The organism is Spiroplasma endosymbiont of Crioceris asparagi, assembly GCF_964020035.1.
Lineage (GTDB): Bacteria > Bacillota_I > Bacilli_A > Mycoplasmatales > Mycoplasmataceae > TIUS-1.
Map to the genome: position 1 here is coordinate 238845 of NZ_OZ026475.1, position 25015 is coordinate 263859.

At 31.1% G+C, this 25015-nt stretch carries 17 protein-coding genes and 3 rRNA genes; 19 read left to right on the forward strand and 1 reads right to left on the reverse strand.

Annotation, left to right across the window (positions count from 1 at the left end; all coding sequences use genetic code 4):
- Window positions 1-5 precede the first annotated feature (5 nt).
- The 14 genes from AACL01_RS01140 (at window position 6) to sepF (ending at window position 15481) form a co-directional block, all read left to right on the forward strand.
- The gene (locus tag AACL01_RS01140) at window positions 6-1094 is read left to right on the forward strand and encodes a hypothetical protein (RefSeq protein WP_339023081.1); all 1089 of its coding nucleotides are present in this window, start codon (window positions 6-8) and stop codon (window positions 1092-1094) included.
- A 264-nt stretch (window positions 1095-1358) separates the two neighbouring features.
- Window positions 1359-2877, forward strand: a 16S ribosomal RNA gene (locus tag AACL01_RS01145).
- Window positions 2878-3155: 278 nt separating this feature from the next.
- Window positions 3156-6064, forward strand: a 23S ribosomal RNA gene (locus AACL01_RS01150).
- Window positions 6065-6135: 71 nt separating this feature from the next.
- Window positions 6136-6244 (forward strand): 5S ribosomal RNA (rrf, locus tag AACL01_RS01155).
- Together the 16S, 23S and 5S rRNA genes form the textbook arrangement of a ribosomal RNA operon.
- Window positions 6245-6336: 92 nt before the next feature.
- Window positions 6337-7392 carry a phenylalanine--tRNA ligase subunit alpha gene (gene pheS, locus AACL01_RS01160; protein ID WP_339023083.1) on the forward strand — a complete coding sequence of 352 codons (1056 nt, stop codon included), beginning with the start codon at window positions 6337-6339 and terminating at the stop codon, window positions 7390-7392.
- A gap of 2 nt (window positions 7393-7394) precedes the next feature.
- Complete coding sequence (pheT, locus tag AACL01_RS01165) at window positions 7395-9776, forward strand: phenylalanine--tRNA ligase subunit beta (protein WP_339023084.1); 2382 nt, start codon at window positions 7395-7397, stop codon at window positions 9774-9776.
- Complete coding sequence (locus AACL01_RS01170) at window positions 9776-10288, forward strand: hypothetical protein (protein ID WP_339023086.1); 513 nt, start codon at window positions 9776-9778, stop codon at window positions 10286-10288. The genes pheT and AACL01_RS01170 overlap by 1 nt, the downstream gene beginning before the upstream one ends.
- Before the next feature lie 16 nt (window positions 10289-10304).
- On the forward strand, window positions 10305-10484 hold the full coding sequence (gene rpmF, locus AACL01_RS01175; protein ID WP_339023088.1) for a 50S ribosomal protein L32: 180 nt from the start codon (window positions 10305-10307) through the stop codon (window positions 10482-10484).
- Between the two features lie 41 nt (window positions 10485-10525).
- A complete protein-coding gene (locus tag AACL01_RS01180) occupies window positions 10526-11170 on the forward strand; it encodes a hypothetical protein (protein WP_339023089.1) in 645 nt (214 codons plus the stop codon).
- 76 nt (window positions 11171-11246) lie between these two features.
- Complete coding sequence (gene mraZ, locus AACL01_RS01185) at window positions 11247-11690, forward strand: division/cell wall cluster transcriptional repressor MraZ (RefSeq protein WP_339023090.1); 444 nt, start codon at window positions 11247-11249, stop codon at window positions 11688-11690.
- A gap of 1 nt (window position 11691) precedes the next feature.
- Complete coding sequence (gene rsmH, locus AACL01_RS01190) at window positions 11692-12624, forward strand: 16S rRNA (cytosine(1402)-N(4))-methyltransferase RsmH (RefSeq protein ID WP_339023092.1); 933 nt, start codon at window positions 11692-11694, stop codon at window positions 12622-12624.
- 2 nt (window positions 12625-12626) lie between these two features.
- On the forward strand, window positions 12627-13910 hold the full coding sequence (locus AACL01_RS01195; protein WP_339023093.1) for a hypothetical protein: 1284 nt from the start codon (window positions 12627-12629) through the stop codon (window positions 13908-13910).
- Between the two features lie 16 nt (window positions 13911-13926).
- Window positions 13927-15240: a cell division protein FtsZ gene (ftsZ, locus tag AACL01_RS01200; protein WP_339023094.1), complete on the forward strand. Its 1314-nt coding sequence runs from the start codon at window positions 13927-13929 to the stop codon at window positions 15238-15240.
- Between the two features lies 1 nt (window position 15241).
- Window positions 15242-15481, forward strand: coding sequence for a cell division protein SepF (sepF, locus tag AACL01_RS01205; protein WP_339023096.1), 240 nt, complete (start codon window positions 15242-15244; stop codon window positions 15479-15481).
- Window positions 15482-15507: 26 nt separating this feature from the next.
- Here the strand turns inward: sepF and AACL01_RS01210 are convergent, their stop codons facing one another.
- Window positions 15508-15930: a hypothetical protein gene (locus tag AACL01_RS01210; RefSeq protein WP_339023097.1), complete on the reverse strand. Its 423-nt coding sequence runs from the start codon at window positions 15928-15930 to the stop codon at window positions 15508-15510.
- A gap of 289 nt (window positions 15931-16219) precedes the next feature.
- Here AACL01_RS01210 and oppB point away from each other — a divergent pair, with 289 nt between their 5' ends.
- From oppB to AACL01_RS01235, 5 genes are read left to right on the forward strand one after another with little or no spacing between them, the layout of a single operon-like run.
- On the forward strand, window positions 16220-17446 hold the full coding sequence (gene oppB / locus AACL01_RS01215; RefSeq protein WP_339023099.1) for an oligopeptide ABC transporter permease OppB: 1227 nt from the start codon (window positions 16220-16222) through the stop codon (window positions 17444-17446).
- Between the two features lie 27 nt (window positions 17447-17473).
- Window positions 17474-18472, forward strand: coding sequence for an oligopeptide ABC transporter permease OppC (gene oppC, locus AACL01_RS01220; RefSeq protein ID WP_339023100.1), 999 nt, complete (start codon window positions 17474-17476; stop codon window positions 18470-18472).
- 17 nt (window positions 18473-18489) lie between these two features.
- On the forward strand, window positions 18490-20154 hold the full coding sequence (gene oppD, locus AACL01_RS01225) for an oligopeptide ABC transporter ATP-binding protein OppD (protein WP_339023101.1): 1665 nt from the start codon (window positions 18490-18492) through the stop codon (window positions 20152-20154).
- Window positions 20155-20163: 9 nt separating this feature from the next.
- The gene (locus tag AACL01_RS01230; RefSeq protein WP_339023102.1) at window positions 20164-22425 is read left to right on the forward strand and encodes an ATP-binding cassette domain-containing protein; all 2262 of its coding nucleotides are present in this window, start codon (window positions 20164-20166) and stop codon (window positions 22423-22425) included.
- Entirely contained in the window at window positions 22425-24989 is a 2565-nt protein-coding gene (locus AACL01_RS01235) for a hypothetical protein (protein WP_339023104.1), read from the forward strand. Before AACL01_RS01230 ends, AACL01_RS01235 begins: the two co-directional genes overlap by 1 nt.
- Window positions 24990-25015 lie beyond the last annotated feature (26 nt).

The window sequence follows — 25015 nt, forward strand, 5'->3', positions numbered from 1 at the left end:
ATTATATGAGACTAAAAATTTTATTAGGGATTTATGTTTTTGCAATCATCATTGTAATTATTGGAAACACTGTTTATATTCACAGCAATTCAGTGAATGTTTGAATGGTATTGTTTGTACTTGTAGAAATAGCAGCATTTATTTCAGCAACTTGAATGATTATTGAATTATTTTTTAAGTGAACTCAATTAGTTGATGGTAATATTCCACTTTTTAGTAAACAACCAAAAACTCCTAAAGAAAAACCAATTAAAATAAAAAAACAAAAACCTAATCCTAAAGAAGAAATCGAAGAAGACATTCCCCAACTATTTGCTTCTGAAAAACCAATATCAAGAATGAAACAAAGTATTGATGATTTTGAGATTGAACATAACTTAGCAGAAAAAACTGCATTAGTTTATGAAACAACACCTGAAAAAGAAGTTAATAATTTTTCAAATTACGATAATAAAGATAAATTGAGTGATTATGAAAACACTTTATTAAAAGGAATTATGGGTAGTGATGATTCTATTGATAATGTTAATGATTTAAATCAAAAACCATTGTTAAATAATCAAAAAACATTAATTATTCCTAAAAGGGCACAAGAAAGAGCTGATGAAATAAAACGCGGCATGAGCGATATTAATTTTAATATTCCCAGTTCTAAAAAAGGGGAATATTTAGATAGTCCTAAACCAAGAAGTGCCGTTCAATATGATGCAAATAATAATGCTGATATTGATAAGTATCTTAATAAAGATGCTGATCGAATTTGAGATGCAATTAAATCTCAAGAAAAAGCAATTAAAAACTTAGCTAATACAATTAAGTTAAATAAATTTAATGTAATGGATGAAGTTAATGAAGATTTAGATGATGACGACGATGATGACATTAACGTTATAGAACAAGAATCATTTGTAGCAAAACCTAAAGTTTCTGCAAATAATAATATTGATAACGAAGTGGAAGATCCTTTAGCAAATATTTTAGATGAGCAAAACTTTTATGAACCAGAGTCTAAAAAATTCTATAAAGAAAATCAAATTGAATTAGATGATTATTTAGCTGATAATAAATCATTTGATGACGATGACTATGAATAGTGCAATTAAATAACTAAAAAAAATAAAAATTTAGCAAAAAATTAAATTTTTATTTTTTTTTATTTTTTTTGCAACAAATTATTTTTATTGTGTTATTATTTTATATGTGTTCACAAATTTGTAAACACGGTAAACAATTGATGTAATTTACATTAGTTGAAACGATCTTTGAAAACTAGATAGAACAACCAAAAAAACTTGTAAAATACAAATTTTTTTAAGTAATAAATCATACGATATCGAGTTATGAATCAAACAACAATTTTAAATGAGAGTTTGATCCTGGCTCAGGATGAACGCTGGCGGCATGCCTAATACATGCAAGTCGAACGGGGTGCTTGCACCCAGTGGCGAACGGGTGAGTAACACGTATCTAATCTACCTTTTAGTGGGGGATAACAGTTGGAAACGACTGCTAATACCGCATGCGACACTCTTTGGCATCAAGGAGTGTTGAAAGGCCCGTGTGGGTCGCTAGAAGATGAGGATGCGGCGTATTAGTTAGTAGGCGAGGTAATGGCTCACCTAGACGATGATACGTAGCCGAACTGAGAGGTTGATCGGCCACATTGGGACTGAGATACGGCCCAAACTCCTACGGGAGGCAGCAGTAGGGAATTTTTCACAATGGGCGAAAGCCTGATGAAGCAATGCCGCGTGAATGATGAAGGTCTTCGGATTGTAAAGTTCTGTTGTAAGGGAAGAAAAGCTAGAGTAGGAAATGCCTTTAGTCTGACGGTACCTTACTAGAAAGCCACGGCTAACTATGTGCCAGCAGCCGCGGTAATACATAGGTGGCAAGCGTTATCCGGATTTATTGGGCGTATAGGGTGCGTAGGCGGTTTAGTAAGTCTGAGGTTAAATTCTGGAGCTCAACTCCAGTTCGCCTTGGAAACTGCTTTACTAGAATACAGAAGAGGTAGATGGAATTCCATGTGTAGCGGTAAAATGCGTAGATATATGGAGGAACACCAGTGGCGAAGGCGGTCTACTGGTCTGTTATTGACGCTGAGGCACGAAAGCGTGGGGAGCAAATAGGATTAGATACCCTAGTAGTCCACGCCGTAAACGTTGAATACTAAGTATTGGGATTTTCTCAGTGCTGCAGCTAACGCATTAAGTATTCCGCCTGAGTAGTATGCTCGCAAGAGTGAAACTTAAAGGAATTGACGGGGACCCGCACAAGTGGTGGAGCATGTGGTTTAATTCGAAGCAACGCGAAGAACCTTACCAAGGCTTGACATACAGTGCAAAGCTACAGAGATGTAGTGGAGGTTAACATTGATACAGGTGGTGCATGGTTGTCGTCAGCTCGTGCCGTGAGGTGTTAGGTTAAGTCCTGTAACGAGCGCAACCCTTGTCATTAGTTACTAACATTCAGTTGAGCACTCTAATGAGACTGCTAGTGTAAGCTAGAGGAAGGTGGGGATGACGTCAAATCAGCATGCCCCTTATGTCTTGGGCTACACACGTGCTACAATGGCTGGTACAAAGAGTCGCAAACTCGCGAGAGTGAGCTAATCTCAAAAGCCAGTCTCAGTTCGGATTGAAGTCTGCAACTCGACTTCATGAAGCCGGAATCACTAGTAATCGCGAATCAGCAACGTCGCGGTGAATACGTTCTCGGGTCTTGTACACACCGCCCGTCAAACCATGAGAGTTGGCAATACCAGAAGCGCGTATCTTAACCGTAAGGAGAGAGCGCACCAAGGTAGGGTTAGCGATTGGGGTTAAGTCGTAACAAGGTATCCGTACGAGAACGTGCGGATGGATCACCTCCTTTCTATGGAGTAATAGAAACAAAAGTCTTAGATTCAGAGACTTTCCAAAAACAACTGATATCGATATTAGTTCTATCTAGTTTTCAGGGATTGTTTAATTTACAATCTCTGAAAAAATCATTCTTTGAAAACTGAATATTAGATGAAATTAGACAATTTTCCAGCACATTAATTTATTAGTGTGCTTGTAACAAAAATTCAAAATTCAATAAGTTTTGTTTAAATGTGGAAAAAAAACTAAAATTTCAAAATAGTTATTATAAATGCAATAGGTTTTTCTTTAAAAAGTATAGTAAGGGCGTATGGTGAATGCCTTGGAAAATGGAGCCGATGAAGGACGCGATTACCTGCGAAAAGCGCCGGGGAGCTGGAAGTAAGCTTTGATCCGACGATATCCGAATGGGGAAACCCACTATGATTAATCTCATAGTATCCATAAATGAATACATAGTTTATGAGAAGGGAACCTTGGGAACTGAAACATCTTAGTACCAAGAGGAAGAGAAAACGAATGTGATTCCGTAAGTAGCGGCGAGCGAAAGCGGAACAGGCCAAACCGGTTTTAACCGGGGTTGTAGGACTCCTATTAGAGTTACAAAATTTATATATAGTGGAAACTGTTGGGAAGCAGTGCCGTAGATGGTGATAGCCCAGTACACGAAATATATAAATCTCGAAGGAGTATCCTGAGTACGGCGGGGCACGTGAAACCCTGTCGGAATCCACCCAGACCACTGGGTAAGCCTAAATACTACCATTTTACCGATAGTGAACCAGTACCGTGAGGGAAAGGTGAAAAGTACCCCGAGAGGGGAGTGAAATAGTTCCTGAAACCATATGCTTACAAGAAGTTAGAGCCCGTTAATGGGTGATAGCGTGCTTTTTGTAGAAAGAGCCGGCGAGTTATGATAGCGTGCGAGGTTAAGCCGAGATAGGTGGAGCCGTAGTGAAAGCGAGCCTTAATAGGGCGATAGTACGTTGTCATAGACACGAAACCGGGTGATCTAGCCATGAGCAGGTTGAAGTTGGGGTAAAACCCAATGGAGGACCGAACCAACGTTCGTTGAAAAGACCGTGGATGACTTGTGGCTAGCGGTGAAATTCCAATCGAACCCGGAGATAGCTAGTTCTCCCCGATATGGCTTTAAGGCCAGCGTCGAGATTTAAGGACTATGGAGGTAAAGCACTGACTGTATGATGGCCCTACCTAGGGGTACTGAATACAATTAAACTCTGAATGCCATAGTTACATGCTCGGCAGTGAGAACATGGGTGATAAGGTCCATGCTCGTGAGGGAAACAGCCCAGATCAACAACTAAGGTCCCTAAATTTGCGCTAAGTGTGTAAGGATGTGAAAGCGCACAAACAGCTAGGATGTTGGCTTAGAAGCAGCCATCATTTAAAGAGTGCGTAACAGCTCACTAGTCGAGTGCTTTCGCGCCGAAAATGTACCGGGGCTAAGCGCAGTACCGAAGTTTTGGATTATACGTAGTATAGTGGTAGGGGAGCGTTCTAAGCGTGATGAAGTTAAACCGTGAGGATTAGTGGAATGCTTAGAAGTGATTATGCCGGCATGAGTAACGTTTGGGAGTGAGAATCTCCCATGCCGTTTGACCAAGGTTTCCTGGGCAAGGTTCGTCCACCCAGGGTTAGTCAGGACCTAAGATGAGGCCGAAAGGCGTAGTCGATGGACAACAGGTTGATATTCCTGTACCACCAATATTGTGATGGAGTGACGGAGAAAGATAGTGGTTGCCAGCTGTTGGATATGCTGGTTTAAACACAAAGAGGTGTATGTAGGCAAATCCGCATACTTTAACCTTGAAGTGTGATGAGGAGTGAACGCTTCGGCAAGTAGCGAAGTCCATGACTCTATGCTTCCAAGAAAAGCTTCTAACTTAAGATATTGGTGCCTGTACCTAGAACGAACACACGTGGTCAAGGAGAAAATCCTAAGGCAAGCGAGATAACTATAGCTAAGGAACTCTGCAAAATAACCCCGTAAGTTAGCGAGAAGGGGTGCTCACTTTTAGTGAGTCGCAGTAAAGAGGAAGGGGCAACTGTTTAGCAAAAACACAGCTCTCTGCTAAGTCGTAAGACGAAGTATAGGGGGTGACGCCTGCCCAGTGCCGGAAGGTTAAGAGGAGATGTTAACTTCGGTGAAGCATTGAATTGAAGCCCTGGTGAACGGCGGCCGTAACTATAACGGTCCTAAGGTAGCGAAATTCCTTGTCAGGTAAGTTCTGACCCGCACGAAAGGCGTAATGATCCCTTCGCTGTCTCGGCTATAGACTCGGTGAAATTTTAGTACCAGTGAAGATGCTGGTTACCCGCAACTAGACGGAAAGACCCCGTGGAGCTTTACTATAACTTTATATTGAATCTTGGTATAACACGTAGAGGATAGGTGGGAGACTTTGAAGCATTTGCGCCAGCAGATGTGGAGTCAACCTTGGAATACCACCCTTGTTATATTGAGGTTCTAACCTAGATCCGTTATCCGGATCAGGGACAGTGTATGGTGGGTAGTTTGACTGGGGCGGTCGCCTCCTAAAGAGTAACGGAGGCGCTCAAAGGTACCCTCAGTACGGTTGGAAATCGTACGAAGAGCGCAAAGGTAGAAGGGTGCTTAACTGCGAGACTTACAAGTCGAACAGATGCGAAAGCAGGACTTAGTGATCCGGCGGTCCCGTGTGGAAGGGCCGTCGCTCAACGGATAAAAGTTACCCCGGGGATAACAGGCTGATCTCCCCCAAGAGTTCACATCGACGGGGAGGTTTGGCACCTCGATGTCGGCTCATCGCATCCTGGAGCTGTAGTCGGTTCCAAGGGTTGGGCTGTTCGCCCATTAAAGCGGTACGCGAGCTGGGTTCAGAACGTCGTGAGACAGTTTGGTCCCTATCTGTTGTGGGCGTTGGAAAATTGAAGAGAGCTGTTCCTAGTACGAGAGGACCGGAATGGACACACCTCTGGTGCTCCTGTTGTCACGCCAGTGGCATAGCAGGGTAGCTATGTGTGGAACGGATAATCGCTGAAGGCATCTAAGCGAGAAGCCTCCTTTAAGATGAGTTTTCCCATTTCTTTAAGAAAGTAAGATCCCATGTAGACCACATGGTTGATAGGCTGGGTGTGTAAGTATGGTGACATATTTAGCTGACCAGTACTAATAGATCGAGGGCTTTTTAAAGAAAATCTATTACATTTATAAACCTAAATAATTTCTAATATTCAGTTTTCAGAGAATGATTGAAAACCATAATCTGGTGACCATAACGCTGAGGTTACACCTGTTCCCATACCGAACACAGAAGTTAAGATCAGTAGTGCCGAAGATAGTGTTAATTCGCGAAAATAGGAAATTGCCAGTTTAAATAAAAAAGCAACGGATAACCGTTGTTTTTTTATTATTTAATTTAAATATTATATAATTAATTAATAATGATTAAGGAGCGTTTAATTTATGAAAACAAAAATAAAAGAGCTAGATGAACATTTAAATAATGAATTAAAAAATTCAACTAACGAAACTAGTTTAGATAAATTAAAGACTTCTTTTTTAACTTCAAAAGATTCTAAATTAAATAAATTATTAGAAGAAATGAAGTCTTATCCTAAAGAACAAAAAAAAGAAATTGGTCAAATGATTAATCGCTTTAAATTTGGTGTATTAGAAAAGTTAGAAAAACATCGTCAAGAGCTTGCTGATAAAAAATATAAACACCGTTTAGAATCAGAAAAAATTGATATTTCTATTCAAGGTCTTAAACAAAATCGTGGACAAAAACATCCACTTAATTTAGTGATTAATGAAATCGAAGACATCTTTATTGAGTTGGGTTATGACTTAGTAAATGGAAATGAATTTGAAACTGATGAATTTTGTTTTCAAAAATTAAATTTACCAATTGGTCACCCCGCAAGAGATATGCAAGATACTTTTTATATTGATAAAAATACAGTGTTAAGAACTCATTGTACAAATATGACTGCAAGAACATTATCAAAACTAGCTGAAGATAAAACAGAGTTTAATAATGTAGCAATGATAAGTTATGGAAATGTTTATCGAAGAGATGATGATGACGCAACTCATTCCCATCAATTTATGCAAATGGATGGATTCTTAATTGGTGAAAATATAAGTTTTGCCAATTTAAAATGAACTTTAGAATATATGTGTAAACGTTTATTTAATGAAAAAACAACTATTAGAATGCGTCCAAGTTTTTTCCCATTTACTGAACCTTCAGCAGAAGTTGACATCAGTTGTGTTGCCTGTGCTGGTAAAGGATGTAACATTTGTAAACACTCAGGATTTATTGAAGTACTTGGAGCTGGAATGATCAATAAAGAAGTGTTTGCTTTAAATGGTATTGATGCAAATAAATATCAATGTTTAGCATTTGGAATTGGAATTGAACGAATTGCAATGCTAAAATATGGAATCAAAAACATCAGAGACTTTTATGAAAATGATGTAAGATTCTTAGAACAATTTAAATTTTTTGGAAATTAATTATGAAAATCACAAGAACATGAATCGAAAAATATTTAGACATATCTAAAATTTCAAATAAAGAAATTTATGATGCCTTTAACTCTCTTGGACTAGAAGTCGAAGAATTTTTAGATTACAAAAATTTAAATTCTAAACTTGTCCTTGGAAAAATTAAAGCAGTAACCCCAATTGAAGGTAAAAAAATTAGATTATGTGAAGTGGAAATTGGAGCAAATAAAACTATTAATATTGTTTGCGGAGCTTCAAATCCTCGTCCAGGAATTTATGTAATTGTGGCAATGAATGGGGCAAAATTAGCAAATGGAATGGAGATTGTTAAACGTTCATTTGGCGATGGTGTAGAATCTAATGGAATGTTATGTGCTTTATCTGAAATTGGGCTAAATCCAATTGTCTTTAATGAACAAGAACAAGATGAAATTTTTGAAATAAACCTAGATCTTGATTTAGATAAATATCTTGGTGCTGAAAATGTTTTAGATTTAATTAAGTTTAATGATTGTGTATGAGATATTGATTTAACAATTAATCGTAGTGATTGCTTTGGGGCTATTAATTTATTAAAAGAATTAGCAAACAAATTTAATTTAACAATCAAACAAGATATTTTGACAGAAGATATTTTTGCAAATAATAAAGAAGCAGAAATTAAATTATCTGTTAAAGAAATTAATGTTTTAAACGCGATATCTTATCAAGAAATCACAACCCACGAACTAAAACAAAATCAAATTAATTCAATTGATGATATTTGATTAAAAAACAATGGTATCAAAAAATTAAATAATTTCTTTTTAGATACTAAAAATATTACTACTTTAGAAACAGGACAACCATTAATTATTTTAGATAAAGCTAAAATTAAAAAGGGATTAGAAATTAAATTCTTGAAACAAAAAGGTGAAGAAGTCTTGCAACTAGTTGATGGTAATGATGTCATTTCAACAATTGGTGAAAAAGTTAATGAGTTATATACTCCAAGCACAACAACTCAAGAACTAGTTGTAATTTGTTTAAATATTGATCCTGTGTTTATGCGTGAACAACAAAAACGTATGGCAATATTATCTGGGTTAAATGTTCAAAGATATATTAGACCAATGAGTTTATATAACTTCAACATTGTTTTTAACAACTATATTAATGTTTTAAAAACATACAATTTTTTTAAAGAAGCTTCTAAAGTTGTTTTTGTCAAAGCACCAAAAAATGAACCAGAAGCAATTAAATTTAATGCTCAAAAAATTTCGCGATTAATTGGTAATGAAATTAATTCAGCAGCAATTATTAAACTATTTGAACAAACTCAATCTAAAATTGAATTTCAAAATGGTGAAGTAATTTTTACTCCAGATAAATATCGTATTAATTTAAAAAATGAAATTAATGTAATTCAAGAAATTTTACGTTTATTTGATTACAACAAAATTCAGGCAATCGCGCCAGTTGTGCAATCACAAGCAAAAGTTAAAAAGCTAGAGTTGAACCAATTAAAAGAGGTTGAGAGATTTATTAGATTTAATGGATTTAATAACATTAAAACATATTCACTAATTGATAAAGAAACTAATGATGAATGAGATGTTTTTGGGATTAAAAAACCAATTAACTTAATGATGCCTTTATCAAATCAAAGAGAATCATATCGTTTAAGTTTATTTCAATCATTGATTAACACTTTAGAATTTAATTACAAACGTAATAATAACTTTATTAAAGTTTATGAAATTGCTAAAATTTATAATTTAGAAAATAAAGAAACCACACATTTAGCTTTAGGAACTTGTGGAGATATTTTAACAAATAAAGCATATGGAGTTAACATTACTAGTTCATTTGGCTATTTAAAAGGAATGATAGAAGAGATTTTTGATCAATATCAATTAAATAGTGCCTTTGTATATTTCGAACCATTTAAAACTGATAATAAAAAAATTCATAAATATTTAAGTGCAAAAATAAAATATCGCGATAAAGTTATTGGTTTTATTTTTAAATTAGATCCACGTTATAATGAATCATTAAAAGTAGATGATATATATTTAGCAGAATTAGACATGGGATTAATTTCACAAATGTTTGATAAAAAATTAATTATTAATCCAATTAGTAAATTTCAAGCAACAACCAGAAATATAACTTTTGTTGAAAGTGAAAAAATAAGTTATCATGATGTGATTAAAGAAACATGCAATAGCATTAATAATTTAATTAAAGTTTCATTAGATGATATTTTTGAAAATAAAGTTACTGGTAAAAAAACTATCACTATTAAACTTATATTTAATAATGAAAATCATCAATTATCAGATGAGGAAGTTAAAGATGCTTTAAGTGAAATATTAACTAACTTCAAAAAAAATAAAGTTGAGGTGATTTAATGATTTATACAATTAACGAATTGCTAAAAAATAAAAAGATTGTCATTTCACAAGAAGTGGTATTAGATGCAACAATTAATGAAAAATATCATCACCCATTAGTTAGTCAACTTAAGTCATTAAAAATTGATGGTCAATTAACTTATCAACAAGATATTGATTCAATTTTTATTGATATGAAATTAGAAGCAAACAATGATTTTATTGATGCAAGAGATGGTAAAATTTTTAATGAAACTTTAAAGTTAGATTGAAAGGATGATTATCTTTTTTTAAATTCAGAAAATAATCCTGAATCAAACTTTATTATCGGCGATAAAGTTGATGTTTTAGATTTAGCAATCAATGAAGTGTTTTTAAATATTCCTATCAATTTTTCAAAAAATTATGGTAATATTAAAGTCGTGAATGAAAATTTTTATTTACTAAGTGAAGAAGATTTAGAAAATGAATATTCATCAAATTTAGAAGATCCCCGTTGGGATAAGCTAAAAGAATTAAAATCAAAATAGGTTAGGAGTTAAGACAATGGCAGTTCCATTTAGAAAGACAAGTAAAGCGGCTAAAAACAAAAGAAGAAGCCACCTTAATTTAAAATCAATCGCAATTGTGTCATGTACAAATTGTGGAGCAATGATTAAACCACACAGAGTATGCAAAGAATGTGGTTACTATAAAGAAAAAGAAGTTATCAAAGTTGAAGATTAATGAAAATACGCCAATGCGTATTTTTTTTATATACTTAATGTATGAATATACAACAACAACTAGAAAATCTTCAATTAGCTAAAAGCAAAAAAGATGTGAAATATGAACAACTTACACAAACTTATTTACACCAAATTTTAGCAGAATATAAAAGTGATCATAAAGTTTACAATTATCTAAATTTAAATGAGTCAACTGAACTAAAAGATAAAGCAGGTGTGTATTTAATGTTTGCCGAACAAGAAAAAAATATTATTTTTACATATGTTGGTGAATCGACAAAAATATGAAACAGATTTAAAAGACATCTAGATGAAATTAAAAAAGGTAATAAAAAATTAAGTTTATATAAAAAAATCAATTATCGAATTAACACACATAACTTAAAATTAGAAGATATTAAGTTTATTGTTATTGCAGATAATCTTGAAGATGAGAATCAACGATTAGCTTTAGAAGTCTGAAACATTTATAAAACAAAAACCAAAAATTATTCTATGAACAGCAAAATTTGTTCGCGAAGACTTAAATGTCCTTTGGGTCATGGGGTTTGTCGTACAAAAATGCAATTTGTTATTGATGATAATCAAATTAAAATGATTATCAGTGGCATTAGCAAATCAAAAAAATGTAAAGAACGTTTTTTAATTACAGAAACAGGAAATATTATTTTGAAAAACAAATAATATTTTTTTTCTTTTTTGTAACTTTTTGTTGCAAAGTGGTTAATATATGTTTTAATAATAATAAGTGTGGTAGAAAGTGGGAGATAGTGGTATGTTATTAGGGTCGTTTGAACATTCAATTGATGATAAAGGTCGTTTAATTATTCCTTCAAAAATAAGAAATAAATTGGGCGAACTTGTATATGTTTCAAAAGGATTTGAAGGTTGTTTAGAAATTAGACACCCGGAAAAATTTGAACAATGATCTACAGAAATACTTTCTAGTTCGAATACTAATTCATCTACACGTTTATTAATGAGAGAAATCTTTGCAAATGCAGCAGAAGTTGACTTTGATTCAGTAGGGCGTATCAAAGTACCAAACAACTTATTACAAAATGTTGGTATTACTAAAAATGTTATTATCCTTGGGTTAGGAAATAAATTAGAAATTTGAGATAAAGAAAAATACAGCAAATATCTAAAAGATAACAGTTCAAAATTAGAAGATGTTGCCGAAAAATTTGGCGGAGCACAATAACATGGAACACATTTCTGTTTTATTGGATGAAGCAACAGACTTACTAAATATCAAACAAGGCGGAGTATATGTGGATGCCACTCTAGGGCGAGCTGGCCATTCTCAAAAAATATTAAATAGTTTAACTAATGGTAAGCTATTTTGTTTCGACTTAGATACAGAAGCAATTAAAAAAAGTGAAATTTTACTAAATAAAATAAGTAAAAATTATTTAATTTTTAATGAAAATTATAAAAATTTAAAAGCATGTTTAGCTATGCAAAATGTTTTTAAAGTTGATGGTGTTTTATATGACCTTGGCGTTTCTTCACCACAACTTGATGATCAAAATCGAGGATTCTCATATCGTTTCAATTCTAGAATTGATATGAGAATGAATCAAACACAAAAACTTGATGGACATTATGTTGTCAATAATTTATCAGAACAAGAATTAACTAATATTTTTTTTAAATATGGTGAAGAAAAGTATGCTAAGTCAATTGCAAAAAACATTGTAAAAAAAAGACTAGAAAAACCAATTGATACAACATTTGAATTAGTAGAGATTATTAAATCATCAATTCCCAAACGAGAAATGATTAAAAAACATCCAGCTAAAAAAGTATTTCAAGCAATTCGAATTTATGTAAATGATGAATTATCATCATTAGAAACATCATTAGAAGATGCATTACAAATTTTAAACGTTGGTGGTCGAGTAGTGGTAATTACATTCCACTCCCTAGAAGAGAACATTGTCAAAAAAATATTTAAAAAATATACTATTTTTAAAGAAGACGAAATCATTAATAAACTACCAATTACAATTGAAAACAACAAACAATTTAAGTTGGTGATGAAAAAACCATTTACCCCAAATTTAACAGAACAAGAAACAAACAAGAGATCTAGAACAGCCAAATTATGGGCGATAGAAAGAATTAAGGAATAAGCATGAAATCAGAAATATACGCAGCACTTCAAATAACTAAAAAAGAAATCAGATTTATTGTGGGAAAATACAGACCCAATTTTGGTTTAAAAGTTATTTATAAAGAAAACACAGTTCAAAAAGGGATGAGTTGATTAAACGACAAAGATGAAGTAAAAGATGTTAATTTAGTATCTCACCGTGTTAAAAAAATGATCAATAATTTTGAAACAACTTTTAAACAAAAATTAGAAAATATTATTTCTGTATTACCAACTAAAACTTTAAAAATTAAAGATGCTAATCCATCTATTTTTGATAATTCACGTGATAGACGTGTTGTTTCACGTGATGATATTGCCAAATTAGCTAATGAAGCAAAAAAAGCTAATTATGAAGAAAATCGTTCAATTGTACAAAATAAAGTACTTTATTATGTGATCAATGAAATGTCAAAAAGTTATAAAGCACCACTTGGAGAATTAGTTAATTCATTATCAATGGTTTCAAAATTATACACTATTGAAAATGCAGTTATTAAATCTCACAATGAAGTAATTAAACAAGCAAACAAAGAAGTTCTATCAACAATGTTAGAAAACTATTCTTTAGCAAAACAAGTTATTAATCAAGAAGAATTTGGAAAAACTAATGCTTTAGTTAATTGAGATAATGAAAAAGTAAACATTGGTTTTTATTCAGAAGGTGTACTAATTAGAGATTTACAAATTGATTTTGGTGTTGATGACATTATTAATAAAGTAGCTTCAAAACTAAATTGTAAAAAAGATGTTTGCAAAAAATATTTAAATTCATTTATTAACTTTTCAAATGATGAATTCAATAATGAAGTTATTTATCGTAAATATGTAACTGCTAATAAACAAACTTTAGAATTAACATTAGCACAATTAAAAGAAATTTTTAAAGCAGAAATTAATGAAATAATTTATAAAATTGATAATCAAATAATTAAGTTTTTTAAAAATGTTAATAAAAGTTTTAAAGTGTTTTACACTGGAGAGGCAACTGAAATTGCTGGTTTTGAAAACTTATTATCAGTATCAGATTTACAAAATCAATCATATATTTACTTTTCAAGAATATTTGGGGCAAAAGAAATGTGAACAATCACACTAGCTGGTGCAGTTAAAAACTTACACAAAATTAATAAAACAAAAGTTAACTTTAAAACCAGTGTTGAAACTATCAATAAAGAAGCGCCAATTATGGTACCAAAAAGAAAAAGTTTTTTTTCATGAAATAACAACAAAGAAACAACATATAATAATGCATATGGAAACTAATAATATAGGAGTTTAAATGTACAATAATTTTAATCAAGTTGCAAAAATCAAAGTGATTGGTGTTGGTGGCGGTGGTTGCAACGCTATTAATAGAATGATGGCAGAAAATGTACAAGGTGTCGAATTTATTGTTGCTAACACAGATGCACAAGTTTTGGCTCAATCAAATTGTTCTAAAAAAATTACTATTGGTGAAAAAATTTCTAAAGGTTTAGGGGCAGGTGCTAATCCCGAAATTGGTAGACTTGCTGCTTTAGAATCAGAATCTGAAATAAGGCAAGCATTAGTTGGCGCTGATTTAATTTTTGTTGCTGCTGGAATGGGTGGTGGTACTGGAACTGGTGCTGCTCCCGAAATTGCAAGAATTGCTATGGAGACAGGAGCACTAGTTGTTGCCATTGTTACAAAACCATTTAGATTTGAAGGTAAAATGCGTAATTCTTATGCAATTAATGGTCTAATTGAGTTACGTAAATATATTGATTCAATAATTACAATTTCTAATGATCGTTTATTAGAAATCATTGGAAACTTACCAATTAAAGATTCTTTTAAAGAAGCTGATAATATTTTAAAACAAGGTGTTCAAACAATTACAGATTTAATTGCAATTCCTGCAGTTATTAACTTAGACTTTGCTGATGTGAAAACTATTATGAAAGAAAAAGGGAATGCCTTATTTGGTATTGGTTTAGGAACTGGTCCAGATAAAGCGATTGAAGCTGCTAACAAAGCAATTAATTCTTCACTTTTAGAAACTACAATTAGAGGAACTAAAGATGCAATTATTAATGTGACAGGTGGTCCAACCGTTTCTTTAAATGATGCATATGATGCAGTTGACATTATTCAACAAGCTTCTGGAGAAGATATTAATATTATTTTTGGAATTTCAATTAATGAAAGTTTAGGTGATGAAATTATCGTTACTGTGATTGCAACAGGAGATGATGAAGAATATCAATTAGCTAGAAAACAAGTGAAACTAGAAGTTGAATCTCGCTTAGTAAAAACATTAGAAGCAAACATCAATGCGGAAAAAATTTTGCCAAGAGCACAAGAACCTATTAAGCAAGGGCCAACATTACAAGAAGCATTTGATGCACGTCTCCAAAATACTGCAACTTTAGAAAATCCCATTATAGATATTCAAGATACTGGTGAAGACTATGAATATGATGATGACGATGATGATATTCCCAAATCATTAGATGTTAAGCATGTCGATACTAATACAATAGCGCAATTTACTAATCAAGAATCTAATGAAGATCATGATGATGATGAAGAAGATGAAGACTTTCCCACATTCTTAAGAAAGAACTGATAATATGGATGAAAATAATACATTTGATACCAGCAGATTAACACATTTTAAACCAGAAGCTTATAGTGAAGTAAAACAAATTGTGCACACATTAAAAAAGTTTAAAAGTGTAAGTGTGAATTTTGATAGTTTAAGTAAAGAAGAAAAAACTCGTGTAATTGATTTTATGTTAGGAGCAATGTTTGCCTTAGATGGGGCATATCATAAAGTTACTAAATCAATATATGTATTTGATATTAAATAAATAAAAAACTGGTCATGCCAGTTTTTTTAATATGTAAAATAAATGATCAATGCGGCAATTACTAATAATAGGGCAATTAAAATTAGTTTTTTACGTAAACGTTTTTTTTCACCATTACTTTCATTAATTGCTCAATTGTAACGTCTTCGATGATCATTATACATTTGGGCATTTTCACGATTAGTTAAATAACCCACAATAAACCATAAACCTAAAGATAATAAACCAAATAGTAGGGTAAGTTCTTCAAATAAAACTTTATTTTTAAAAATTGCTGAAATCCCAAAAGCTATACCTATACAACCCAAACTAATAACGACAACTGCGATTAAATCAATAACACGGATTTTTTTTGCACTTTTATAAGTTGTAATATTATCAGGAGTTTCACTTTTTAAAATGATATCTAAGGCTTTATTTTTTTCCAAATCATTATTTGAATTTTTCATTTTATTTCCCATTTTTTCCTTTTTATTGTAAAATTATAAATATGTTTTGTTTAACTTAATAATATCATTAAATATTATTGGTTAAATTTAAATAATTTTTATTGAAGGAAGATGAATAATGATTAAAACATTTAAGCAAACTACGCAATCTATGAATCAACAAGCGTTACTAAGACCGTTTTATTTTGTTATTGGCACATACAATACAACTTCCACTGCTAAGACAAATTAGAAACATAAAAATTATTATTTAGTTTTGAAATTATAATTAAAGGAAAATGAGGAAATTATGAACCAGGATTTTAATAAAGATATCCGTTCTAATTTACATGATGAAAATAACACCTCTTTTGAAAACCATATTATGGGGATTGAAATTAACTCAAGTTTAAGCAAGAAAGGTGAACTATTATCAAAGATAAAAAAATTCTTTATTAATGTAAATTACGGATTTAATGAATTTAATCAAAAACGACCATTAGTTGGGTATTCACTAAAAAGAATTTGTGCTGCCTTTGTAACGTTATTTTTAGCATTAGCAATTTTGTTTGTATTATTAAAAATGGTTACTCCTGATAGTGCATTTATGTCTGATATTAACTTTGACAAAAGTGAGATTAAACCAGGTAATGATGCCTACATGAAACTTCTAAATAAACGTAAAGAAAGTGTGGGATTAACAGGACCAACAATTCAACAAATTCTGCGTTACTTTTATAATATTTTGCCAATCTTTGAAAAAACTATTTATTTAATTGATGCAAAAGGTGAACAACACGAAACTCACCAATTAGTATATTTTGGTTTAGTATTTAGTTCTAAATTTGGAACCCCATTCCAACAAGATGTTTGAGGATTATTTAAAAAAGCAATTCCTACTTCATTTAAATTTGGATTTGTTGCGATTGCTGCTACGTATTTAATTGGAATTCCAATTGGAATATTAGCGGCCAAATTTAAAGATAAATCAGTTGATGGTATTATTAACGGATTCTCAGCATTCCTAATTGCAGTGCCACCACTAATCATTGTAATGTTTGTGTTCTTGTTCTCTGTAAAATTATTTAATATTTCAACAATATATTCTCCCGATAAGATCATGACGTTTATTGTGCCAGTATTTGTAATTGTATTAATGTATATTCCCCAAGTTATTGTGCAAACAAGAAGGTATGTAGTTGATGAAATGTCATCTGAATATACTAAGTTTGCTATGTCAAAAGGGATGTCACAATCAAGAGTGTTCTTTATTCACATTTTTAGAAATGCCGGAATTCGAGTTATTCGAGATATCCCAGTATTTCTAATTGCCACATTATTTGGTTCTTCAATCTTTACAGAACAACAATGATCAGTTGATGGGATGAGTCAATACATTGTTGGGGGAGTGGCAATGCGTGAAACCTTCTTAGTTATGGGTTATGTTACAATTGCTGCCTTAGCAGGAATTATCTCTTCATTAATTGCCGACTTAATCATGGCATTAATGGACCCAAGAGTAAAATTAACAAAATAGTATAAAATTATATGAAAGGAAAACAGTATGAGTAATTTTGAGTTAAATCATAAAATTGATATTGATAATCTAAGTCCATCTTTATTTGAAGTTGTAGGAATAGATAAAAAAGAAAATGAACAAATTTATTCAAAACCATATAGCTATTGAAAATCGGTTTTAAGAATTTTATTCACATCTAATACATTCATAATTTCATTTGCCATACTTGCGGTAATTCTTTTACTTGCCATCTTTGTGCCAATTGGTAAAATGTGATGACCCGATCCAGATGATACCAAACATATTTTTGAAGGTGAAAGCTTAGCACCATCATGACATCATTGATTTGGTTTAGGTAAATTTAATGAAGATTATTGAACAACTATTTGAATTGGAACAAGAGAAACTTTAATATTTGCCTTTATTATTGCTGTTATTCAAATTACTGTCGGAATCATCGTTGGTTCAATATGAGGTTATAACAAAAAATTAGATATTGCTTTTATTGAGTTGACAAGATTTTTGACATTAATTCCAACACTAGTTTTATGATTGATAATTATCTTTATGTTTAGTTCGTTAGGTGAACAATTTAACAATTCAATCTTTGTGGTTGTGTTTGCAGTTTCGTTAACCGCATGAATTCCAATTTCACAGACAATTAGGGTGCAAGTAATTATGGTTAAAAATTCCGAGTACAATGTCGCTTCCCAAACATTAGGAACTCCAGGAAGAAAAATTTTATCTCGTAATATTTTTCCAAAAATTTTACCAGTTGTTATTCAAACCGCATCATTTTCAATACCTGATGCAATTGCAATTGATTCAACATTAAACTACTTTGGATTTTCATTTATTAAATCAGATGATTATCACAGAACATCATTAGGAAAAATATTAAACTTAGCATTAGCAAATAATAACTGAGAAGAAAATGTGTGATGATTGTTATTCCCATTAATTATGATTGCTGTCATTTCAGCACTATTCTTCTTAGTTGCCAAAACTTTGGCTGACTCATTAGATCCAAAAAACCACCGTTAATTTTAAGAAAGGGACATATGAAAAAAATACTATCAGTTGAAAATTTAGTCGTTAAATTTAGAGTAAGATCTAAAATTTTAACTGCGATTAGAAATATCAACTTTGATGTATATGAAGGAGAAACTGTTGCCATTGTGGGTGAATCAGGTTCTGGTAAATCAGTGTTTACAAAAACCTTTACTAATATGTTGGAATCAAATGGATGAATTGCTAATGGTTCAATTATTTATTATCCTCCCGAAACTGAAAACGCAAAAATTTCTTATACAACTGATTTAACAGATTTTCATCATAATTTATTAGATCGTGATTTTAAAAAATGAATTATTAAAAAAACTAAATCATTTATAAAAGAATTAGAAGATTTTAAAAAACAAATTAATAATTTAGATGAAACCGCAACCAATCAAGAGATTAAAGATTTACAAGCAAAAATTGATTTATTAAAACCTAATTTAGGGTTTGGAAAAAAATCAGATAGAGCGTCAGTTAAAATTCAAAGATATGAATTTAAAATTAAAGAACTAACTAATATTTTAAACCTAGCAAAAGATGTTGAAGCTAAAGCAAAAGAAATCCAAGCAATTGATGAAGAGATTGAAGATTATAAATCTCAGTTATCATTCTTTATAAGCGCACCACGAAGAGAAAGGGTGTTTTTAGCAGAAGTTATTGAAGGCATTAAAAAAATGTTCAAGGAGAGCGTTCCATTTGATTCAGAACTTAAAGTTAAATTAGAAGAATACTTTAATAACAAAACTAATCTAACCCAAGTTGAAAGAATTATTAAAGGAATTTACAAAAATGTCATTGTTAATGGAGAAACATTTGATGAAGATCAATATCGTTTATTCGTTTATAAAGCAAAATTTTTCAAAATGTCTGACTTTATGAAAAGACAAGCTGTTAAAAAAGATATTTCTAATTTGCGTGGAGCAACTATTGCCACAATCTTTCAAGATCCAATGACATCTTTAAACCCATTATTAAGTGTCGGATTTCAAATTTCTGAAGTTTTACGAAAACATTCAAAAATGTCTAAATCAGAAGCAAGAAAAGAAACTATTGAAATTCTAAAAAAAGTAGGAATTCCTAATGCTGAGAAACGTTATCATGATATTCCCGGAAAATATTCTGGAGGAATGCGTCAAAGGGTTGTAATTGCGATTGCCCTTGCATGTAAACCTAAAATCTTATTATGTGATGAACCGACAACTGCACTTGACGTAACTATTCAAGCACAAATTTTAAATCTAATTAAAGACTTACAAAAAGAATACAACTTTACAACTATCTTTATTACACATGACCTTGGAGTTGTTGCAAATATTGCTGATAGAGTTGCAGTTATGTATAGTGGACAAATTGTTGAATATGGAAAAGTAGATGAAATATTTTATGATCCCCAACACCCATATACTTGAGCACTATTATCATCACTTCCTCAACTTGGTAAAAAGGGTGAAGATTTATATTCAATTGCTGGAACCCCTCCAAGTTTATTTAAAAAAATTAAAGGGGATGCATTTGCACCACGAAATCCATATGCATTAAAAATTGATTATCTATATGAACCACCAATGTTCAAAGTTACAGATACTCATTATGCAAAAACATGATTATTGCATGAGAAATCTCCCAAAGTAGAAAAACCAAAACAATTAGAGAAACTAAAAAAATAAGGTGAAAACATGGAAAATAAAAAACCACTAATTTCAGTTAGAAATATGGTAATTGAATTCAGAAATAAAGGTAAAAAATTTGAAGCCATCAAAGGTGCCAACCTAGACATCCAAAAGGGTGAAATTTTTGCGATTGTTGGAGAATCAGGTTCTGGTAAAACAACAATTGGTCGTGCCATTATGGGAATTCAACCAATTAAAAGTGGTGCTGTTTTCTTTGAAGATCAACTTGTTTTTGGAAGTCCTTTACACTTACATAAACTAAATAAAAAAATTCATCATCATTTAAAACAAATGGTGATTAATTCACACATTACTTCAAGATTGTTAAACAACTACATCAATGAAGTTAAAGTCGATTATTTTAAATATATTAAACACTTAAGTTTTAATGTTAAAACTAAAGAAACTCGTCCCTTAACAGAAGCAGAATTACATAAAATAAAATATGCTTCTACAAAAACTGCTAATGTGACATTTAAAAAAATCTATTACTGACAAGAAGGAATTCTAAAAAGTTTATTAGACATTATTAGAATGCAACAAAAAACTATTCGTTTCCTTGATTATATTGATAAACAAGCTAAGGATTTAACTCCTGAAATGTATGAATCAATTCGTTTGAAATTACGTAATACACATATTATTGTGCGTGACACTAAATCCGTAGCTAATAATATTTTCAAAAAAATTGAAAACATTATTGAAGTGAGAAAACAATATGCTAGCAAACAACTTGAGTTAGAACCAGCATTGAAAAAGATTTTTAAATTAATTGAAATTATTATTCAAGAACAATTAGTCTTAGAAGACTTTTTTCAAAAAGCGATTGATTCTCAAGAACAAAATATGGCACTTTCAGCACCACATTCTAAACGTAAAAGTTATATTGAAAAATACAACGCTTTAATTAATGTTCCTCGTGACAAAATGTATAGTTCATTAATGAAATATAAACAAGAATATGAAGCCACAGATGCGCGTGATGATTATTTTAACCAAGCAACCTATGATGAGGTTTGTGAAGAATTAAAAAATCTTTACACAAATGAGACAGTAAATTTTAGAGCTCTAATAACTTATGTAAGACAATTTGAAAAATCATTAGCAAGTGATAAACCAATTAACATTGCTAAATTAGATGCTTTAGTTGCTTCATTTAAAGAAAGCGATTTGGAACGTAAAGTTAAACATTATCATGAAGAAGTATTAAAACCAAAATTAGCTTTTGATGCATCATTTAAAGAATTACAAAGACAATGTGAATTTGCCTGAAAAATTGTTCGCAAGAATATTATGGTAGATAGAGATATAATTAACTTATGATACAAAGTGGAACGCAAAACTTTGGATTTAACTAGCGAAGAAATTAAAGATTATCAACAACTGCTGGATTTTTTAGAAATGCCATCACTTGATCAAGTCTTAAAAAATTTAAAAACATTAATTCCTTTAAATAAAAAGGGTGTTAGAAATAATAAAAAAATTATGCAAATGGTGTTCCAAGACCCAGCTTCTTCATTAAATGATCGTATGCCAATTGAACAAATTATTGGTGAGGGATTAGAGAATTTCCCCGAAATTTATAAAAATGATGAAACTCGTCAGTTGTATGTTGACCAATACAATAAAGACCTTAAACCAAATCAAGAACCAATTACTTTACAACAAGTTGATGATAAAAAAGTTAAACAATTCATCACCTTAAACATGTTGAAAGAAGTGGGAATGTTACCCGAACATATGTCAAGATATCCTCATGAATTTTCTGGTGGTCAACGTCAAAGGGTGGGAATTGCCAGAGCAATGGTAATGAAACCAAAATTAATTGTGGCTGATGAACCAATATCAGCACTTGATGTGTCAATTCGTGCGCAAGTCTTAAATATGTTTAAAAAATTTCAAGAAGAAATGGGATTGACTTTTATCTTTGTTGCTCATGACTTGTCAATTGTAAGACATATTTCTACAAGAATTGCAGTTATCTATCGTGGAATAATTGTGGAAATGGCAGATTCAGAAGAATTGTTTAATCGACCAATGCACCCATATACAAAAGCATTGTTATCTGCAATTCCTGAACCAGATCCAAAAGCACAAAATATTAAAAACAACTTTGTTTATGATGAAGAAAAAGAACACTATGATTATTTAGTTGATTTCCCAAACTTTAAGCAAATTATTAACAATCACTTTGTTTATGCAAACTTAAGAGAACAAAGAGAAATTATCAATTCATTAATGGATAGTTCTACCAAAAAAGGAGAGTAATGAAAAAATTAATTGTTGGATTAGCTGCAGTAATTGCTGGAGCTATTGGAATAAAATTTTTAATAAGTTCAACTGGAATTTCTTTTAGTGCTTTAATGGCGCGAAGAGTTTCAACTGACGAATACAAAGGTTATTTTCAATTTAATCCAATTTCATTGTCTTCTGGTAAAACAATGCAAGCTAGTGATTTTGAACAATTAGCTGATCTTCAATCACCATTAGTTGGAGTTGATGAATTGGGAAATTCAAAAACAGATCTTGCACTTAAAAATGTTTACCTAACTGCAAATGCGAACAAAGTTGAACAAAAAGTTGGATTTAGACAACTTGGAAAAGATGCTGCAAATAAAAAAGAATCATGAACATATGCAATTGATCCTAATGCTAAATGAGTTGATAATGATGGTAATTATGTTACTGATGATAAACTTGTTGACAATAATGGACAAATTTCTGGAAAAGATTTTGTCAATATTTTCTTATATGTTTTAAATCCTAATGTTGATAGTGATATTTCTTCATTTTTTGCAAACTTTATTGATGGATTTAGTGAACTTAAAGATTATGTGGCTACTCATGATGTGTCAGGAGTTAAAAAGAAAAATAGCGTTGGTGCAGAAGAAAAAGATAAAGATAAAATTGTTACAGAAAACTGAGAAAGAATTAAACAAGCTTATGAAGTCGCAACAAAAGGTAAAGATTCATTTGATGGTAAATTAAAATTTACTGATGATAGTGGAGAACAAACATTTGATCTTGGAATTGTTTATGGAAAAATTAATGGAACTGATGCTGGCGGAGTTAATATAAATACTGCCACTCCTGGTTCTAATATTGATGGTGCTAGTTATGTAAGATTTATTAATCCCGATGGAATCACTACGCCATTCTTTGAAGGTATTATGAGTTATGTAATTTTTGCACCAATGCCAAAGAAAGCAATTGATGAAAAATATATTTTAAATTATGGATTACCCGGAGAATTCTCAGCAACTTTATATACTGGTGCTTATACTTTAACTAATTATTCTCCAAACAATAATTTATCATTTAAGAAAAATGAACATTATGTAAATGCGGAAGACATTAAAATAAAACATATTCAAAAATTTTATAAAGCTAATGTTACACCATCTGATTTAAGAGTTTCCTTTGAAGCTGGTGATTTAACTGAAGATTCATTAAGTGTGACTGATGGTGGGGGATGAAATAAATACGTTGGTAGTGATTATAAAAATCCGAAATTCGAAGCTGTCTTTAGCCAAGAACCAGTACAATCTTCATCATTTGGAATATTCTTTAACCCAATCAACACTGATACAAATGGTAATGGTAATAAAAAAGAAAAAGCAGAATTATTATCTTCATCATTAATTCGTTCATATTTCACAACAAGATTTAATAGAGATTATAGTGCTAAATACTACTCTTCAAAATTTGATGCTAAAGGGGCAGACTCAGCAGCTGGAATTAATTTTTGAACTGCTTCAAATTTCATCAATGATGGTGAAAAAGATTATTCTGATTATATGAAAGATGAAGTTGCAACAGAAGCTAAAAAAGATAATTCAGTTTCAAATATAGAATCTTTAAAAAATAATCTAGAACAAGGACATAATTTTTTCCAAAAAGAGGATGGAAAAAAATATATTGAAGAAAGAGCAAAAAAATCTAACAAAATATCAAATGATTATACTCAAGATATTATTGATGAAGTTAAAAATATTGATCCTTCTGCGACAACATCTAATCCATTAGAGTTAAAATTATTGTTAAATGTATCACAAAAATATGCTTTAAATATGAGTGTTACAAATAGTATTAGAATGTTTAATAAAGTTGCTGCTAGAGAAAATGTACCTTTAAAAATTGATATTAATGAATCAAAAGATCAATCTGATTTCATGAATAAGAGATCTAGTGGTAGTTATGATTTATTAATTACAGGATGATCACCAGATTATGCTGACCCTTTAACATATGCAGTCTTTGGAGCAACTGGAGATATGAATACATATTATGGGATTGCAAGAATCCTTGATAGTCATAAATTACCAGTCCTTCAAAAAATATATGATAAAAAATGAAATGCTCAAGGAACATGAGATTTCTCAAAAAATAGTATTGATGATCGTGAAGATTTATTAAGTTATGATGAAATTAAAGGTGCATTTAATAAAACAATAAATGATAACTATGCAAGTGATAATAATACTTGAAAAGCAAATATTACTAAATATGTAAATCAAAATTTAAAATATAGTCAATTAGTTTACCTTGCTTCAAAAATTGCTGATATTCAAGCTAGATATAAAGCCTTTGCTCAAATTGAAGCCTATGCATTATATTCTTCATGTATTACCTTGCCAATTGATGACCAATTTTTACCAGCATTAGTAAAAATTTCATATGTGCGACCATTTGAATATTCAACTGCTAAATATGGAACAAGTCAATATCAACATAGAAATTGAACAATTTTGAATAAGTTACCAAATAAAAGTGATCTTCAAAAATGATTACAAGAATTTGAAGATAAAAAAAAGAATAATAAACCACAATAGTGGTTTTTTATTTTAAAATAAACATT